Here is a 14,815-nt window from a genome sequence, read left to right on the forward strand (position 1 = left end):
CGACGTCAAGGAGAAACCACATGCCCGCGCCGATCAGCGACGAACAGAAGTCCCGCGACCGCGAGGCACTGCTGGACGCCGCAGAGGCCCTCTTCTACGAGCGCGGCATCCAAGCCGTGGGCATGGACGACATCCGCGCGGCGGCGGGAATCGCGCTGAAGCGCATCTACGGACTCTTCGCAACCAAGGAAGACCTCGTCGTCGCCGTGCTGCAACGCCGCGACCGCCGCTGGCGCGGCAGCCTGGCCGACTACGTCGAACAGCACGCAGATCCACGAGAACGGGTTCTGGCGGTCTTCGACTGGCTGGGGCAATGGTTCGCCGAACCCGATTTCCGCGGCTGCGCCTGGATCAACGCCTACGGCGAGCTGGGTGCCACCTCGCCGGCAGTCCTGGCCGAGGTACGCGCCCACAAACAGGCGTTCCATGACCAGATTGCCGGCTGGGTCACCGCCGCCACCGATGCGGCGCCGGAACCCCTATGCCTATTGGCCGAAGGCGCGATCGTGACCGCCGCCATCACTGGGGATGCCAAGGCAGCGCAGCGCGCCCGGGAAGCGAGCAAATCCCTTCTGGGATGACGACGCCCACCGACCGACGGTCAGAACGGCCGGCTGTTCGCCTGCCATTTGGCGGATTCCGGTCGCGGACCGAAGCGCTCGACGTAGCGGTCGTGCATCTGGGACTGCTTCTGCCGCAGGACTTCGTCGATCAGGTTCGGGTCGAGGCCGTGCTGGCTCAGACGGTAGCGGCGCCACACCTTGTTGAGCACGAACGCCATCACGAGGGCCCAGAAGTAGATCGGCAGCGTCATTTCGGAGTGCACGTACACCGACGCCGGCAGCAGCCACAGCGGCGCCAGTACGAAGATCGGCGGGATGGCGTACCGGATCATGTGCCGGCGCACGGCCCCGTCGTCGGTCAGGTCTTGACGAACCCAATCCCGCAAGTGATCCGGTAAGCGACGCCCGTAGGCGTAGGTGATGCGCTGCCAGAACGTCGGACTGTCGGCGACCATGACGACTCCTTTGACTGATCAGATCGACGAGCACCATGCTCTTCGTACCCTAATAGTTAGGACACTATCATTTAGTTTCCTATTCCAAGAGGCCCCAATCAGCGGACCAGCACAGGGGTGAGTCCCGTCACGCTGGTTGGATCCACCTGCCGCGCAAGGCAATCACCAGGCACGACGGGCACAAATCGTTAGGGCCCTAATTGGTAATAGACTGAGCAACATGCCCGCTGTCTCGGAAGAAGTCGACCCCCTGGCCCTGGAACGGCAGGTCTGCTTCGCACTGGCCATCACCAACCGCGCGGTGCTGGCGATCTACCGGCCGCTGCTCGAACCGCTGGGGCTGACGCATCCGCAATACCTGGTCCTGCTGGCGTTGTGGGACAACGCGAAAGCCAAGCAAGACCCGTTGACCGTCAAACAGATCGCTGCGCTGCTGCAGATGGATTCGGCCACCGTGTCACCGATGCTCAAACGCCTCGAGAGTCTCGAGCTCATTCGCCGTACACGCAGCGCCACCGATGAACGCACCACGCACATCACGCTGACACCGAAAGGCGCCGCGCTGCGTCGCCGCGCGCTGAAGATTCCGCCGGCGGTGGTCGAACAACTGGGCGTCGACCTCGACGAGCTGGAACGCCTGCACGAAGTACTGACCCGAATCAACGCCGCCGCCGTTGCCGCGGGCACGCTGGCGGCGAATTCCGAGTAGCGGTCGGCAACGCCCGCGGGGCACCCGCCTCGAAGGTTGTCAACACGATGCGCCGAAAGCGGCTGCGTTCAAGCCTTTCGCACCGGTAGCTAACGGCAAAGTGAGTTGAGGGGATGTCGCTCGCAGTACGGGCTTGGCTGCCGAGCCGGAGTGAATTTGTGCGTCGGGATGGGAGATTGAGTCGACATCCAGTAGTTGTATCCGCCTTCCAGCAAGCCATAGCCGAAATACGCCAAGCCCGCGAAGAGCAGCGCGATAGACCCCCACGCTATGGCTCCAACGCCGCCGCGCACCTGCAAGAGCAGGTTGTTGACCAACCTGTCGACGTCAGCCGCGTCGACCGAACGCACCAACGTCGGCCGAACAGTCTGATCGAATACGTCTTTGGCACCTGCCCCGATCTTTCCGCGCGGCGGCGGACGATTTGTACTTTGGCGCTGCGCTTGGTTGTACGCGTTGCGCGCGGATTCGCCTATCGCGTAGCCGGCGCGACTGATCATGTATATGCCCGCCCCGCCGAGACTCAGCAGTGAGATGAACCCAGCAACGAGTCCAGCGCCAGTGGTCTGGCCAGCGGCGAACAATCCGGGCATGATGCGGCCGACGACGAAGGCAACGACCGCCAGGCAGACCGCGAGAGCGCCCTTGGTCAGCGCGCCCGTCAAGACAAGACTCTTGGCCTCCTTGATGAGGGTGCCCTTGATCGCGTCCAAGGTTGCGCCCACGTAGTCACCCTGTCGCAAGTCAGGGACTAGGTCAGTCAAGGGCTGGGCAACCGCTGCCCCGTCATTCATCTCAGTCCGGATCCTGTGGGCGGTTGCCGCCGCCGACGCGGCGACGATCGCACGCAGAATTGCCAACTCCGTCTTTGAATTGCCGAATCTCGCCCGACCTTCGCGTAGCGCCGAACGATAGGCGTTTGCGAGGTCCTCTCCGACCTTCGAACCGGCCATCTGCTCACCCACCCCATTTACAGGCAGTAGTCACGAGACTCACAGCTAGACAGCTATGCTACGTCGATTTGCTGACGGCATCGCGAGATCGTGGATGATTCACGTCAAAAAGTTGATATCGACGACTCCATATGCTGTTTGCCCTATTGGGCATCGTTTCGCAACAACACGGACGGTCGAGAGCGGTCCCGGGGATCGATTCTGAGTTTTGCGCCAGATCACGACCGATCCCGACGCCGAGTCATAATCCGCAGTTCCAACAGCTATCTGACCGCCAGTCAGCGATATTCGCTCGATTCAAGATCAAATTCGTTGCTTGTGCCGAAAACCCGCTGAAAACAGTGTGAAAATTGTTGATTAAGCAACAATTGAGATTGCTGTTGTGCACCTGACGCAGCATCGACGGGCAGATTCGATGCACGCCGCACAAGTTGGGAACCGTGTTGCGCGATCGACCAAAATCGGAACTCCAGATGGCTATCGTCGTTGCGAGAAAGAGCAAACCGAGCACCCGCGACGCACCGAAATCGATGACCATTCTCTCCGTCAACCTCTGAACCTAGGCCTCATCCCCGACGAAGGAGCGATGGGATGTCCAAACGACTGGTGGTGTGCTGCGATGGCACCTGGAACACCCCCGACCAACACTCCCGTGGGGCGCCCAGCCCGACCAACGTCACCAAACTCGCATTGGCGATTGCACCCCGTGACCCGAAGGGCTGCGAGCAGCGCATGTTCTACCATCGCGGCGTTGGCACCAGCCGGTACGAACGCGTCCGCGGCGGAGCCTTCGGCCTCGGGTTGGCCCGCGATGTCCGCGACACCTATCGCTTCCTCGTGGAAAACTACGAACCGGGCGACGCACTGTTCTTCTTCGGCTTCAGCCGCGGCGCGTTCACCGCACGCAGCACCGCCGGGTTCGTACGCAATTGCGGAATTCTGCGCCGCGAATACGCCGACAAGATCGGCGAGGCATACAGCTTCTATCGCGGGCGCAGCAGCACCAGCCATCCCCGCAGCATCGAGGCGACCCTCTTCCGAAGTTCGTACTCCCACGAGCCAGACATCCACTTCATCGGGGTCTGGGACACCGTCGGCGCGCTCGGCATCCCGCTGAACGGGCTGCGCCTGGTCAACCTGTTCAACCGGCGCTTCCAGTTCCACGACACGGAGTTGAGCACCAGGGTCCACGCCGCGTTCCAAGCGCTCGCCATCGACGAGAAACGCGGGCCGTTTCGGCCCGCCGTCTGGAAGCAGGCACCGGACGCACCAAAATCCCAACACGTCGAGCAGGTGTGGTTCGCCGGCGTGCACTGCGACATCGGCGGCGGCTACGACCCGCCCGGCCTCAGCGATATCACGCTGCCGTGGATGGTCCAGCGCGCCCAGCGGTACGACCTCTACTTCGATCCGAAAGCGTTCACGTATCGGGACTGCGCCTACGCCCCGGAACCGGACGCGACCGCGACCCTGGCCAGCCGGACCTCGGTACATCCGGACCCACTGCAGCTTCCCGAGAACTCGCGCACCCTCTTCTATCGACTCATCCCGCCATACATCCGTCCGATCGGCGCGACTGATTGGGACCGCGAAGCCGTCGCCTCGACCGCGGTCGAACTCCATGAAGCAAAGCCGCACTACTACGAACCGAAGAACCTCGTGGCGTACCTGGGCGGGCCGCACCACACAGACAAGATCGACGTGCCCACAGAGTGGCGGTCACGAGGCGACGCATCCGATCGAGCTTGACGGAGTCCGCGCACAGCCGACAAAGCGATGCCCTCAACCCAGCAGGGCTCCAATGGCGCTGTCACGCAGATCGGCCAGTAGCGCGCCAGGATCCTCGTAGACCTCGGCCATGCCGGCGGCACGCAATTCATCGCCACCCACCCCACCGGTCAGGAGACCGACCGACGTCACCCCCGCCCGCGCACATGCCACTGCGTCCCAGACGGCATCCCCGACGAACACGGCTTGCGCCGGTACGACACCGGCCTTGTCGAGTGCCACCTTGATGATGTCGGGCTCGGGCTTGGCCGTGTCCACGTCCCCGGACATGGTTACCGCCGACACCACGTCGTCACAGTCCAGGACCTGGCGCGTCAGCTCCAGTTCGTCCTCCGGCGCCGACGTGGCCAGCACCACCTGCAGGCCCAGATCGGCAACCCCGTGTAAGAGGTCGCGCGCGCCTGGCAACGGCTGCATCAATCCCGCCGACTGGCGGTAGTAGCGACTGTGCAGCTGCTTGAGCCTCTGCCCGGTTTCATCGGACGCATCCGGACACAGATCATGGATCAGCGACGTCCCGTCCATCCCGATGCACCGATGCACGCGCCATGCCGGCACCGACAGGTCTTCGTCGGCGAACGCGCGCAGCCACGCATGCACGTGCAGATAATTCGTATCCACCAACGTGCCGTCGACGTCGAACAAGACTGCTGGGTGTGCCGCCATACCGCCGGGAGTACCCCCGATCAGGGCCTTCTACGCCAACCCGAAGGATCAGCGTTGACGAGCACCTTGCCCGATGACCGCCGGCCCGTGAATCACCTTGGTAGTGCGGCGATTACAGCGGTGGACTAGTTGACGCCAGCAGCCTGAGCCGTCGGCTGGGCCGGCTTGGCCGTGCCCCCGACCCGGCTTGCCACGTAATCGGCGGCGCGGTCGGTCAGCCCGCGCGCCTGGTACGCACCGTGGGCACCCTGATCGCCACCGGTCGGTGAGCACACCGGATCCTCGGGGATGCAGACGTCGTCGGTCTTGCCGACGTAGCGCGGGCCGACGGTGATGGGCGGCGCGCCCGTGTAGATCATCTGCAGGAATCCGCTGGACGGTTTCCCGAACAGGACGACGCCGGCCACGCGATCGGACACCGACGCCGGCATCGGCCCACTCAGGCCGGGCGGCAACGTGAAGCCCTGCGGCACGCTGTCCTCGGTGATGTACGCGGCGACCGCCGCGCCCTGGGAGTAGCCGCCGAGCACGACTTTGGTGTTCGGGCAAGCACTCGCGGTGGCCATGACCTTGTTCTTCGCGTCGATCACGCCATCGGCGGCGGTCGCGAAATCAAGGGACGCAGGGTAATTGACGGCGTAGACGTCCACCGACTTTCCCGGTGTTCTGGCGCGGAGCGCATCCACGAATGCCTGCCCGACGCCACCGACACCGGCGGGCTCGAAGGTGCCTCGAGCGAACACCACCTGCACGTCAGGACAGGCCTCCGCAGCGGCGGGGCCGGCGGCAGCGATGCCCCCAGCCGTGACCGATACCGCTGCGGCGACAGTGATCAGCCACCGATCATTTCGATTCATTTGGACGCGCCCCCAACTCGACACCAAAGCAGGAGCAGCGATGCCCCCGCGGTCACCTCTTTCATGTCTACCCCATTCAGCTCAATCGAATCCTCCGCCGCCCAGTGATCCACACCACGCGACCGAGATCGCACCCCGCAGCGAAATCGGCTGCCTCGAAGCAGAACTCACCGATCGGATCGGCTGACGTTCATGCCTGACGCTCATCGCACCGGCCTCAGACGGACGCCAGGTCGGAATCGGATTCGCGCGGGACCGGCTTCGGCCAGGGCTGCGGCACCGGACGCTGACGCACGCGCTGCGGCCACCAGAACCAGCGTCCGAGCAGGCTGGCGATCGACGGCGTCATCAGGGACCGCACCACCAGCGTGTCGAACAGCAGACCCAGACCGATGGTCGTACCGACCTGGCCGATGATGATCAGCTTGCTCACCGACATGGACATCATGGTGAAGGCGAACACCAGGCCCGCCGAGGTGACGACCGAACCGGTGCCCACCATGGCGCGGATGATGCCGGTGTTCAGCCCGGCGTGGATCTCCTCCTTGATGCGGGAGACCAGCAGCAGGTTGTAGTCCGCGCCCACGGCCAGCAGCACGATGACCGACATCGGTAGCACCATCCAGTGCAACGGGATACCCACGATGTGCTGCCACAGCAGTACCGAAAGGCCGAAGGCCGACGCCAGGCTGAGTACCACGGTGCCGACGATCACTGCCGACGCGACGACCGCACGGGTCAGGACCAACATGATGATGAAGATCAGGATCAGCGCCGCAGCCGCGACGATCATCAGGTCGTAATCGGCACCGATCTGCATGTCGTTGTACATGGCTGCGCTACCGCCGAGGTAGATCGAGGAGCCCTCGAGGGGCGTGCCCTTGATCGCGTCGGCCGCGGCGACCTTGAGCGGTTCGATGCGCGAGGTGCCCTCCTGCGTCAACGGGTTGCCCTGGTGAATGATGGTGAACCGCACCGCATGGCCGTCCGGCGACATGAACAGCTTGAGGCCGCGCTGGAAATCTGCGGTCTCGAAGGCTTCCGGCGGCAGGTAGAACGAATCGTCGTTCTTGGCCGCGTCGAACGCCTCGCTCATCGCGGTGCCGGTCTTCTGCATCGCAATGGTCTGGTCCTGCTGCGCCTTCTGCATCTGGTACTGGTTCAGCAGCACCTGCTTCTGGTGCTTCATCGACGCAATCTGCTTGGGCATCGTCGCGACCATCTTGGGCATGAGGTCGGCCATGCGCTGCATGTCGGGAACGATGGCCTGGAAGTCATCGGACATCAGGCTGATGCCGTCGATGCTCTCGAAGACCGACCTCATGGACCAGCACACCGGGATGTCGAAGCAGTGCGGCTCCCAGTAGAAGTAGTTGCGCATGGGCCGGAAGAAATCATCGAAGTCCGACAGGTGATCTCGAGTGTCACCCATGTCATCCGAGGTGGTCTTCATCTTGTCGGCCATCCGCTGCGACACCGCGGCCAGATCCTTCTGGATGCTCATCATCTCGGTCATGGCGTCGATACTGTTCTGCAGATCGTCGGCCTGAGAGAGCAGATTGTTCAGATTGGTCTGCGTGTAATCGTTGTTCATGAGCTGCGTGGAGCCGCTCTGTCCGACGGTGTACGGGATCGTCGAGTGCTTGATCGGGTCACCGTCAGGTCGGGTGATGGTCTGCACCTGGGCAATTCCGTGCACGTTCTTGAGCGCCTTGGCGATCTTGTCGATCACCAGGAAGTCCGCCGGGTTCCGCATGTCGTGATCGGACTCGACCATCATCAGATCCGGGTTCATCTTGGCCTGCGAAAAGTGCCGGAACGCAGCGTCATAGCCGACGTTGGCGGGGATGTCCTTCGGCAGGTAGATCCGGTCGTCGTAGATGGTGTGATAGCCCGGCAGCGCGATCAGGCCGACCAGTGCCGCCACCACGGCGCCGACCAGAATGGCGCCCGGCCAGCGCACCGTCGCGGTACCGACCCGATGCCAGCCGGCGGTTCTCGTGTTCATTCGGGGCTCGAGCACCCGGCGGAAGCGGGTTGCGACCGAGATCACCGCGGGCCCCAGGGTCAGCGCCATCGCGACCACCATCACCATGCCGATGGCCAGCGGGAAGCCCATGGTTTGGAAGTACGGCAACCGGGTGAAGTGCAGGCACAACGTGGCGCCGGCAATGGTCAGGCCCGAGGCCAGCACCACGTGCGCGGTGCCGTGAAACATTGTGTAGTAGGCCGACTCTCGGTCCTCGCCGGCCCGTCGCGCTTCCTGATAACGCCCGATCAGGAAGATGACGTAATCCGTCGCCGCGGCGATCGCCAGCGTCACCAGCAGGTTGGTGGCGAAGGTGGTCAGCCCGAAAACGTTGTGGTAGCCCAGGAATGCCACCAGACCGCGCGCCCCGGAGAGTTCGAGCACCACCATCACCAGCACCAGCAAGGTCGCGATGACGGATCGGTAGACCAAGAGCAGCATGACCGCGATGACGCCGAAGGTCACCAGTTCGATCAGTTCCATGCTCTTGTCACCGACGACGTTCTGATCGGTGCTGGTCGCCGCGGGACCGGTCACATAGGCCTTCACCCCTGGCGGAGCAGGGCTTTCGGTCGCGATGTGGCGCACCGCGGCGACCGACTCGTTGGCCAGCGTCTCACCCTGGTCACCGGCGATGTAGACCTGAACGTAGGCGGCCTTGCCGTCGCGGCTCTGCGCACCCTTGGCGGTCAGCGTGTCGCCCCAGAAGTCCTGGACGTGCTGTACGTGGGTGGTGTCGGCGCGCAGATCGCTGACCATCTTGTCGTAGAACGCGTGCGCGTCGGCCCCCAGCGGGCGATCACCTTCGAGGACGATCATCACCGAACTGCTGGTGGTGTACTCGTCGAACACCTTGCCGACACTCTTGGTGGCGATCATCGAGGGTGCGTCATTCGGGCTCATGGATACCGCGCGCAGCTTGCCGACTTCCTCGAGCTGCGGGACGACGGTGTTCAGCGCGGCGATGACCCCGATCCACGCCAGGATGATGAGCACCGCGAACCGGCGGAGGAACCGCGGTATCCCCTTGTGCCCCTTGTTCTCCACCACCGGGATGGCGTCGGTCTGGGCCTCGTCGGCCGGCGCGCTCATGCGGCCTTCACAAAGCAGAAGGTTTCGGCGTTCATACCGGTGGCGGTCCTCTCTTCTTTGACCACGTCATCGACACTGACCCGGCAGCTGATGCTGTTGCCGTCGCCCTGGGCCAGGATGTTGGGCTGCACAGAAGGCAAGGTGGTCGACAGCGTCAACGTCCACGGCAAAGACACCCCCGCGGCGCGCTGCGGCTTGCCTTCGAGGTCCATGTAGTTGATGGTGGCCGTGCTACCCGTGCCGTAGATCTCGTACTTGACGAACTTGGGGTTGAAGTCCTCGGCGTTGTCCGAGCTCTTCTCGGTGATCACGACGGGATTCGACCCGAACACCTGTCGCACATTCGACACGATCACCACGCCGCCGGCGACCGCGACGATCACCAATAACGGTAGCCATGCCCGTCGAAACACTCTTGTCATCGCTGCCTTCTTCAGAAGTTGCCGACCGCGCGGTCGTCGGGCATGGGCAGGCACACCGCCGTTGATGCGCCCCCGGACATCTAGCTAGGTAACCTAACGGAAAAAGTGGATAGAGTCCATCCATTTAAATGTCGTCTTCGTTACAACCTGGCGCAGGCCCGCCGCATTCCTGCCCCGCGCGGGCAAATGCGATTTCCGCTGAAAAACCCTTGGTCAGCAGCGAAATTCGGACCTAAATCACTCAGCTGTTGGAGGCGAAGTCCCAGACCTGCATATTGCCGGCGGGGTAGCTCAGGCACACGTCGGTGGCCTTGGCGACGACACCCTTGTTGTTGAAGAACACCTTGGCCCAGTTACCCCAGTGCGTGGCCACCTGCTCGTAGTAGACGTTGGTGGCGGTGTCCTCGGAGTACTGCCGGCGGGCCGCCGGGTCGAGCGAGAAGAACCAGTGGATGCGGTCCTGCGCCATCTGCTGGACGTCGGCGGGCCGGTTGTTCCGGTCGATCATGTAGCGCTGGTAGTACACCGGACTGGTGTCGCGTACCGCCTGCAGGTACTGCTCGGCATCGCAGGTGGTGGTGATGATCCGGCGCGGAATCGGGTAGTCGTCGGTCGCATCAGCGGCAGCCGGCGCGGCAAGCGGCACCGAGGTCGCCGCCAGGCCGACCGCCATGGCGGCCAATCCGATACGGAGCGATCGAAGCGTCATGCGCGAGCTCCCGTCTGCGACTGCTGCGCGGCGTCTTCCAGCACTGACCGTTTGTCGGGGCAGTAGAAATCTATTGCGGCACTGAGGAATTGCCAGTTCTGCTGAGTGGCGTTCTGCCGTGACAGGTTGGCGGCGACGAACTTGGCCGACTGATAGGCGTCGTGGTCGACGTTGTTACTCAGCCGCTGGCATGCGATCTTCCCCAGCCAGGCGTTGTAGTCCTTCGGGCCGTAGATGCCGTAGGTGTGCAACTGGTTCGCGAAGTCGGTATCGGGATCGGCATGCGCAGGTCCGGAACCGGACACCGCCACGACGATTCCGACTGCGGCGGCGGCCAACGCAGGTACGGCCCGGTGGTGTCGTGTCATGCAGCGCGCCCTCCCGATCGCGAATCACCGCGATCGTGTGCCGGTCGCAGCGTCCGGCATGAAACTATGCCGCTAAGTGGATGGCGTCAATCCACTTACTGGAATGGTGTCCCGGATTACACTGCGGGGGTGATGACCCGCCCGACCACAGATCGACCGTTGCGCAAGGATGCCGTGCGCAATCGTCAGCGCGTGATCGACGCGGCCCGCGACCTGTTCGCGACACAAGGCCTGAGCGCGACACTCAACGAGGTGGCGCACCACGGCGGGATCGGCGTCGGCACGGTGTATCGCCGGTTCTCCACCAAGGACGAGCTGATCGAGGCCATCTTCGAGGACGCGATCGACGAGATCGCCGCGGTGGCCGATACGGCATTGGAGTTCGACGACTCCTGGCAGGGCTTCTCCTGGTTCGTGGAGCAGATGTGCCAGCAGACGGCCACCGATCGGGGCCTGCGAGAAATCCTCTACAGCCAGAACGGTTGCGGCAATCGGGTGGACGCGGCACGTACCCGTCTGGTCCCGAAGATCGCGAAACTTGTTGCGCGGGCCCAGAAAGACGGCCATCTGCGGCCTGGCATCTCCGACAGCGACATGCCGATCCTGGGTCTCCTGGCGGGCACCGTCAGTGAATTCGCGGGGCACGTCGACGCCGACCTGTGGCGGCGGTACGTGGCCATCTTCCTCGACGGTCTGCGCGCTCGCGATGGGCAGGACCCGCTGCCAGTCGATGCCCTTGACGAGGACCAGGCCGCGATCGCCATGACCACCTCACCGCCGGGGTCCTGCTTCAGCAAGGAGTAGCGGCCCGCGGGCCACAGGAACGCGTTGCGGTGCTTGTTCGTCCGATGCGGCGGCTGGTGGCCGGCCCTGTCGCCAGGGAAACTCGAAACATGCGCGGCGCCGAACCACTGCTGACACCCATGCTCATCATCGTTTGTGTGGTGATGGCCCTCGCGGCGGCCGCGGTGAACCGCTTGGCGCTCAACGGATCAGTGTGGGAGGCGCCGAGCGCCGCGGTGCGTGCAGCACTGCAGCTGGCCGCGGTGTCGACCGTGCTCGCAGTCGCATTGCAGCGGGTGTGGTCGTCGATGCTGGTTCTGGTGGTGATGTTCATCGTCGCCTCGATTACTGCCGCTCGTCGCAGTCAGGCGCATCACGGCGCCTGGTGGCTGACCGTCGCCCTCGCCGCCGGCATGGTCATGGTGATTCCCCTGCTGACGCTCAGCGATGTGGTGCCGTTCACTGGCGTCGCGGTGGTGCCCGTGTTCGGCATCGTGCTGGGCGGAACGATGACCGCATCAGCGGTGGCGGCGCGGCGTGCCCTCGATGCGCTGACCCAGCGTGCCGGTGAGGTTGAAGCGGCTCTCAGTCTTGGTCTGTCGGAACGTTTCTCGCGGATGTTGGTCATCGAGCGGCCGCTGTCGGACGCCCTGCTGCCCAACCTTGATCAAACTCGCACCGCCGGACTCGTCACCCTTCCCGGGGCATTCGTCGGCGTGCTGCTGGCGACCGGCTCGGCCGCACAGGCGGCGGCGGTTCAGGTCCTGGTACTGGTCTCACTCTTACTCGCGCAGGTCTGCGGCGTCGCAGTCGTCGGGGAACTCGTGGTCCGAGGCAAGATCACGCGGCAAACCCTTCCTTCCGCAGGCCCGCGTCAACGACGGAACTGCCACCGCATCAAGACAATTGGGGCAAGCACCGGGTTCAGCGGCGCCCGAGTCCTTCCGAGGCAGCGGCGATGACGTCGTCGAGAACCGCTCGGCGACTCGTCAGCTCGCGGATCTGCTTCTCCAGCCGCGAGCGCTCGGCAACGAGATCCTCGACCAGACGCGGCGTGGCCGTCTCGGCGGGGCCGCCGTCCGCATCACGCATGCATGGCAGCAGTTTGGCGATGCTCTCACTGCCCAGGCCCGCCGCGAACAGTTCCTGGATATGGATGACCCGGTCGACGGCGGCGTCCACATACTCGCGTTGCCCGGTGGGAGAGCGATCAGAGGCCAGTAGCCCGCGTTGCTCGTAGTAGCGCAACGACCGCTCACTCACACCCGTTCGCCGCGCCAGCTCGCCAATGCGCATGAACCCGTTATACCCGCCGGCTTGCCCCTGACATCGGTGTCAGGTCTTACCGTCCGAGCATGACCGCTCGGGACCACGAACCGCCGTTCGTCTACACGCCGATCACCGAACGCCCGCCACTGCGCTGGCCGGGCGGCGCCAAGGTCGCGGTGTACCTCGGATTGAACATCGAGCAGTTCCTCCCCGACGAACCATCGACGAGCATCTGGCCAGGCACCGCGGAGTTGCGCCCCGACCCCCTCAACTACGGGTGGCGGGATTACGGCGCGCGCGTCGGCATCTGGCGGACCATCGAAGCGCTTGACACGCACCAGGTCCGGCCCAGTGTTCTGGTGAACTCCAACGTGATTGATGCCCATCCGCAAATCGTTGCCGCGGGGCTGGACCGCAATTGGGTGTGGCTGGCACACGGACGCACGAACTCGAAGCTGCACACCGCCATGACGGTCGAGGACGAGCGCCGCGAACTGCGTCACATCACGGAGACGATCGCCGCAGCGACGCGTCAGCGACCGAACGGATGGATGGGACCGGGGCTCACCGAAACCCACCACACGCCGGAGTTGCTGGCCGAACTGGGTTACCGCTACGTGCTCGACTGGACAAACGATGACCAGCCCTACCGGTTGACCGTGCCAGGCATGCTCAGTGTGCCCTATTCGGTCGAACTGAACGACCTCCTGCTCTTCTCGAAGGGCTACACCGGTGCCGAGTTCGTCCAGATCGTGGTCGACCAATATGAACAGCTGCGCGCCGATTCGACCTCAGGCGGCCGCGTGTTGGCTCTCGCGCTGCACCCCTTCGTGATCGGCCAGCCGTTTCGCCACAAGTACCTCGAAGAGGTGCTGCGCTACCTGTCCGCCCAACCAGACGCATGGCTCACCACCAGCGACGAGATCGCCGACCACTTCCTGACGCAGGAGAACCACCAGTAGGCCGCGCATACTTGCTCGTCGCGCTGTACCACCTCACGACCGCCTTGGTTCCCTGGCGATTGCGCACCCAGCCAACGGCAGGCCGCTACCGCCTTTGGCCGTGGCCACCACCTGAGCCAGAATCGACAGGGCGATGTCTGCCGCGTCGCGACCACCCAGGTCCAGCCCGATCGGCGACTGAAGGCGGTTCACATCATCGGGCCGTAATCCTTGTTGGCACAAGGCCTGACGCTTACGCACCGACCGACTCTTCGACCCGAGCGCACCCACAAACCGCGGTTGTGCGCCGGCGCTCCACCGCCGCGAATCCAGCGCCTCTGCCAGCACCGGTATCGAGAACCGATCGTCGTGCGACAAATCCACGATGGCCGTCTCGGCGTCGACACGTCCATCGGTCCGCTCCTGACGGAGGTAGCGGTCCGGCCAGTCTCGAACCAGCGCCACCCCGGGTCTGAAACGCTCCGCGGACAGGAACGCCGATCGGGGATCGCAGACCGTCACGGCATAGTTCACCCGCAGCGCCAGTGCCGCCAGACCGGTCGCAATGTCGCTACTACCGAAGATCAGCATGCGCGGCGGCGGTTCGTAATGAGCACGGAACGACGGCGAATCATCAAGCCGGGTAAGGGATGTGTGGCCGGTCTGCAGGTTGAGGAAGGTCCAGGCGGGGCGGCCCCCGCGCACCGCTGCGACAAGCGTGCCGAACTCTGGAAAATGGAGTGGCGTCACCGGATGGAAGGCGATCCGGAGAGTTCCATGGCAAGGCCCCGACGACTCCAACAGATCACCCTCGGGCCGACCCGAGTCGAACTCCAGTACCTGGCAACCAATCCCAGCCAATGTTCCCCGATGATCTTCGAACACGGCTTGCGCACGCTCGTAGAGATCGGCCTCGACGCAGCCCGAGGACACGCTGCCCTCGAAGCGGGCGTGCCGGTCGAAGGCCATCATCGACCCGACCGGATAGGGAGACCGGGCAAAGGTCTCTATGACGGTGGCGACAAGAACGTCTTCGCCGCGCTGGTATCTGTCGTAAACCCATTGGAGTACAACTTCATTTCTCATCGATGTCGTCTCCGTCGGCCAGATGGGTGCATTCCACGCAGACAAGATCGGGACTGCCTACTCCCCCGCACCCCCACAGCCTCTGCCGTTCGACCGCGGTGCACATCAGTCAGGTGACTGATGTG

The 14,815-nt window shown here is 64.1% G+C and carries 17 protein-coding genes; 6 read left to right on the plus strand and 11 right to left on the minus strand.

Features of this window, described 5'->3' with window-relative positions:
- Positions 1 to 20: 20 nt before the first annotated feature.
- The gene (locus H289_RS0128660) at positions 21 to 581 is read left to right on the plus strand and encodes a TetR/AcrR family transcriptional regulator (RefSeq protein ID WP_020104305.1); all 561 of its coding nucleotides are present in this window, start codon (positions 21 to 23) and stop codon (positions 579 to 581) included.
- A 20-nt stretch (positions 582 to 601) separates the two neighbouring features.
- Here H289_RS0128660 and H289_RS0128665 read toward each other — a convergent pair whose 3' ends face one another.
- Positions 602 to 1,018, minus strand: coding sequence for a DUF5313 domain-containing protein (locus tag H289_RS0128665; RefSeq protein WP_020104306.1), 417 nt, complete (start codon positions 1,016 to 1,018; stop codon positions 602 to 604).
- A gap of 220 nt (positions 1,019 to 1,238) precedes the next feature.
- On the opposite strand from H289_RS0128665, the gene H289_RS0128670 reads away from it, so the two are divergent.
- Entirely contained in the window at positions 1,239 to 1,727 is a 489-nt protein-coding gene (locus H289_RS0128670) for a MarR family winged helix-turn-helix transcriptional regulator (protein WP_020104307.1), read from the plus strand.
- 89 nt (positions 1,728 to 1,816) lie between these two features.
- Here H289_RS0128670 and H289_RS0128675 read toward each other — a convergent pair whose 3' ends face one another.
- A complete protein-coding gene (locus tag H289_RS0128675; RefSeq protein WP_138158495.1) occupies positions 1,817 to 2,680 on the minus strand; it encodes a hypothetical protein in 864 nt (287 codons plus the stop codon).
- 241 nt (positions 2,681 to 2,921) lie between these two features.
- On the minus strand, positions 2,922 to 3,218 hold the full coding sequence (locus H289_RS33830; RefSeq protein WP_231388149.1) for a hypothetical protein: 297 nt from the start codon (positions 3,216 to 3,218) through the stop codon (positions 2,922 to 2,924).
- Between the two features lie 53 nt (positions 3,219 to 3,271).
- Here H289_RS33830 and H289_RS0128680 point away from each other — a divergent pair, with 53 nt between their 5' ends.
- The gene (locus tag H289_RS0128680) at positions 3,272 to 4,429 is read left to right on the plus strand and encodes a T6SS phospholipase effector Tle1-like catalytic domain-containing protein (protein WP_020104309.1); all 1,158 of its coding nucleotides are present in this window, start codon (positions 3,272 to 3,274) and stop codon (positions 4,427 to 4,429) included.
- Between the two features lie 33 nt (positions 4,430 to 4,462).
- On the opposite strand, the gene H289_RS0128685 is transcribed toward H289_RS0128680, so the two are convergent.
- From H289_RS0128685 to H289_RS0128710, 6 genes are all read right to left on the minus strand, one after another.
- Positions 4,463 to 5,134: an HAD family hydrolase gene (locus H289_RS0128685; protein WP_020104310.1), complete on the minus strand. Its 672-nt coding sequence runs from the start codon at positions 5,132 to 5,134 to the stop codon at positions 4,463 to 4,465.
- Between the two features lie 125 nt (positions 5,135 to 5,259).
- Complete coding sequence (locus H289_RS0128690) at positions 5,260 to 5,991, minus strand: cutinase family protein (RefSeq protein ID WP_020104311.1); 732 nt, start codon at positions 5,989 to 5,991, stop codon at positions 5,260 to 5,262.
- Between the two features lie 217 nt (positions 5,992 to 6,208).
- A complete protein-coding gene (locus H289_RS0128695) occupies positions 6,209 to 9,112 on the minus strand; it encodes an MMPL/RND family transporter (protein ID WP_020104312.1) in 2,904 nt (967 codons plus the stop codon).
- Positions 9,109 to 9,534: an MmpS family transport accessory protein gene (locus tag H289_RS0128700; protein ID WP_029105884.1), complete on the minus strand. Its 426-nt coding sequence runs from the start codon at positions 9,532 to 9,534 to the stop codon at positions 9,109 to 9,111. Before H289_RS0128700 ends, H289_RS0128695 begins: the two co-directional genes overlap by 4 nt.
- Positions 9,535 to 9,775: 241 nt before the next feature.
- Complete coding sequence (locus tag H289_RS0128705; protein ID WP_036421759.1) at positions 9,776 to 10,243, minus strand: DUF5078 domain-containing protein; 468 nt, start codon at positions 10,241 to 10,243, stop codon at positions 9,776 to 9,778.
- Positions 10,240 to 10,611 (minus strand): DUF732 domain-containing protein, encoded by a 372-nt coding sequence (locus tag H289_RS0128710; RefSeq protein WP_020104315.1) that lies wholly within the window; start codon positions 10,609 to 10,611, stop codon positions 10,240 to 10,242. The genes H289_RS0128705 and H289_RS0128710 overlap by 4 nt, the downstream gene beginning before the upstream one ends.
- A 132-nt stretch (positions 10,612 to 10,743) precedes the next feature.
- Here H289_RS0128710 and H289_RS0128715 point away from each other — a divergent pair, with 132 nt between their 5' ends.
- Positions 10,744 to 11,415 carry a TetR/AcrR family transcriptional regulator gene (locus tag H289_RS0128715; RefSeq protein ID WP_029105887.1) on the plus strand — a complete coding sequence of 224 codons (672 nt, stop codon included), beginning with the start codon at positions 10,744 to 10,746 and terminating at the stop codon, positions 11,413 to 11,415.
- Between the two features lie 89 nt (positions 11,416 to 11,504).
- Positions 11,505 to 12,356, plus strand: a complete 852-nt coding sequence (locus H289_RS31580; protein ID WP_020104317.1) for an ABC transporter permease — start codon at positions 11,505 to 11,507, stop codon at positions 12,354 to 12,356.
- Here H289_RS31580 and H289_RS0128725 read toward each other — a convergent pair.
- Positions 12,319 to 12,690, minus strand: a complete 372-nt coding sequence (locus H289_RS0128725; RefSeq protein WP_020104318.1) for a MerR family transcriptional regulator — start codon at positions 12,688 to 12,690, stop codon at positions 12,319 to 12,321. The genes H289_RS31580 and H289_RS0128725 overlap by 38 nt on opposite strands.
- 59 nt (positions 12,691 to 12,749) lie before the next feature.
- Here H289_RS0128725 and H289_RS0128730 point away from each other — a divergent pair, with 59 nt between their 5' ends.
- Positions 12,750 to 13,625, plus strand: coding sequence for a polysaccharide deacetylase family protein (locus tag H289_RS0128730; RefSeq protein WP_020104319.1), 876 nt, complete (start codon positions 12,750 to 12,752; stop codon positions 13,623 to 13,625).
- Positions 13,626 to 13,658: 33 nt separating this feature from the next.
- Here the strand turns inward: H289_RS0128730 and H289_RS0128735 are convergent, their stop codons facing one another.
- Entirely contained in the window at positions 13,659 to 14,690 is a 1,032-nt protein-coding gene (locus H289_RS0128735) for an XdhC family protein (protein WP_020104320.1), read from the minus strand.
- Positions 14,691 to 14,815 lie beyond the last annotated feature (125 nt).

The sequence above is a fragment of the Mycobacterium sp. 360MFTsu5.1 genome (assembly GCF_000383495.1).
GTDB classification, from domain to species: Bacteria; Actinomycetota; Actinomycetes; order Mycobacteriales; family Mycobacteriaceae; genus Mycobacterium; species Mycobacterium mucogenicum_B.

What these genes read in the sequence shown, in the direction of transcription:
- H289_RS0128660 (WP_020104305.1), top strand. Translation starts at nt 21, where the DNA reads ATGCCCGCGCCGATCAGCGACGAACAGAAGTCCCGCGACCGCGAGGCA.
- H289_RS0128665 (WP_020104306.1), bottom strand. Translation starts at nt 1,018, where the DNA reads ATGGTCGCCGACAGTCCGACGTTCTGGCAGCGCATCACCTACGCCTAC.
- H289_RS0128670 (WP_020104307.1), top strand. Translation starts at nt 1,239, where the DNA reads ATGCCCGCTGTCTCGGAAGAAGTCGACCCCCTGGCCCTGGAACGGCAG.
- H289_RS0128675 (WP_138158495.1), bottom strand. Translation starts at nt 2,680, where the DNA reads ATGGCCGGTTCGAAGGTCGGAGAGGACCTCGCAAACGCCTATCGTTCG.
- H289_RS33830 (WP_231388149.1), bottom strand. Translation starts at nt 3,218, where the DNA reads ATGGTCATCGATTTCGGTGCGTCGCGGGTGCTCGGTTTGCTCTTTCTC.
- H289_RS0128680 (WP_020104309.1), top strand. Translation starts at nt 3,272, where the DNA reads ATGTCCAAACGACTGGTGGTGTGCTGCGATGGCACCTGGAACACCCCC.
- H289_RS0128685 (WP_020104310.1), bottom strand. Translation starts at nt 5,134, where the DNA reads ATGGCGGCACACCCAGCAGTCTTGTTCGACGTCGACGGCACGTTGGTG.
- H289_RS0128690 (WP_020104311.1), bottom strand. Translation starts at nt 5,991, where the DNA reads ATGAATCGAAATGATCGGTGGCTGATCACTGTCGCCGCAGCGGTATCG.
- H289_RS0128695 (WP_020104312.1), bottom strand. Translation starts at nt 9,112, where the DNA reads ATGAGCGCGCCGGCCGACGAGGCCCAGACCGACGCCATCCCGGTGGTG.
- H289_RS0128700 (WP_029105884.1), bottom strand. Translation starts at nt 9,534, where the DNA reads ATGACAAGAGTGTTTCGACGGGCATGGCTACCGTTATTGGTGATCGTC.
- H289_RS0128705 (WP_036421759.1), bottom strand. Translation starts at nt 10,243, where the DNA reads ATGACGCTTCGATCGCTCCGTATCGGATTGGCCGCCATGGCGGTCGGC.
- H289_RS0128710 (WP_020104315.1), bottom strand. Translation starts at nt 10,611, where the DNA reads ATGACACGACACCACCGGGCCGTACCTGCGTTGGCCGCCGCCGCAGTC.
- H289_RS0128715 (WP_029105887.1), top strand. Translation starts at nt 10,744, where the DNA reads ATGACCCGCCCGACCACAGATCGACCGTTGCGCAAGGATGCCGTGCGC.
- H289_RS31580 (WP_020104317.1), top strand. Translation starts at nt 11,505, where the DNA reads ATGCGCGGCGCCGAACCACTGCTGACACCCATGCTCATCATCGTTTGT.
- H289_RS0128725 (WP_020104318.1), bottom strand. Translation starts at nt 12,690, where the DNA reads ATGCGCATTGGCGAGCTGGCGCGGCGAACGGGTGTGAGTGAGCGGTCG.
- H289_RS0128730 (WP_020104319.1), top strand. Translation starts at nt 12,750, where the DNA reads ATGACCGCTCGGGACCACGAACCGCCGTTCGTCTACACGCCGATCACC.
- H289_RS0128735 (WP_020104320.1), bottom strand. Translation starts at nt 14,690, where the DNA reads ATGAGAAATGAAGTTGTACTCCAATGGGTTTACGACAGATACCAGCGC.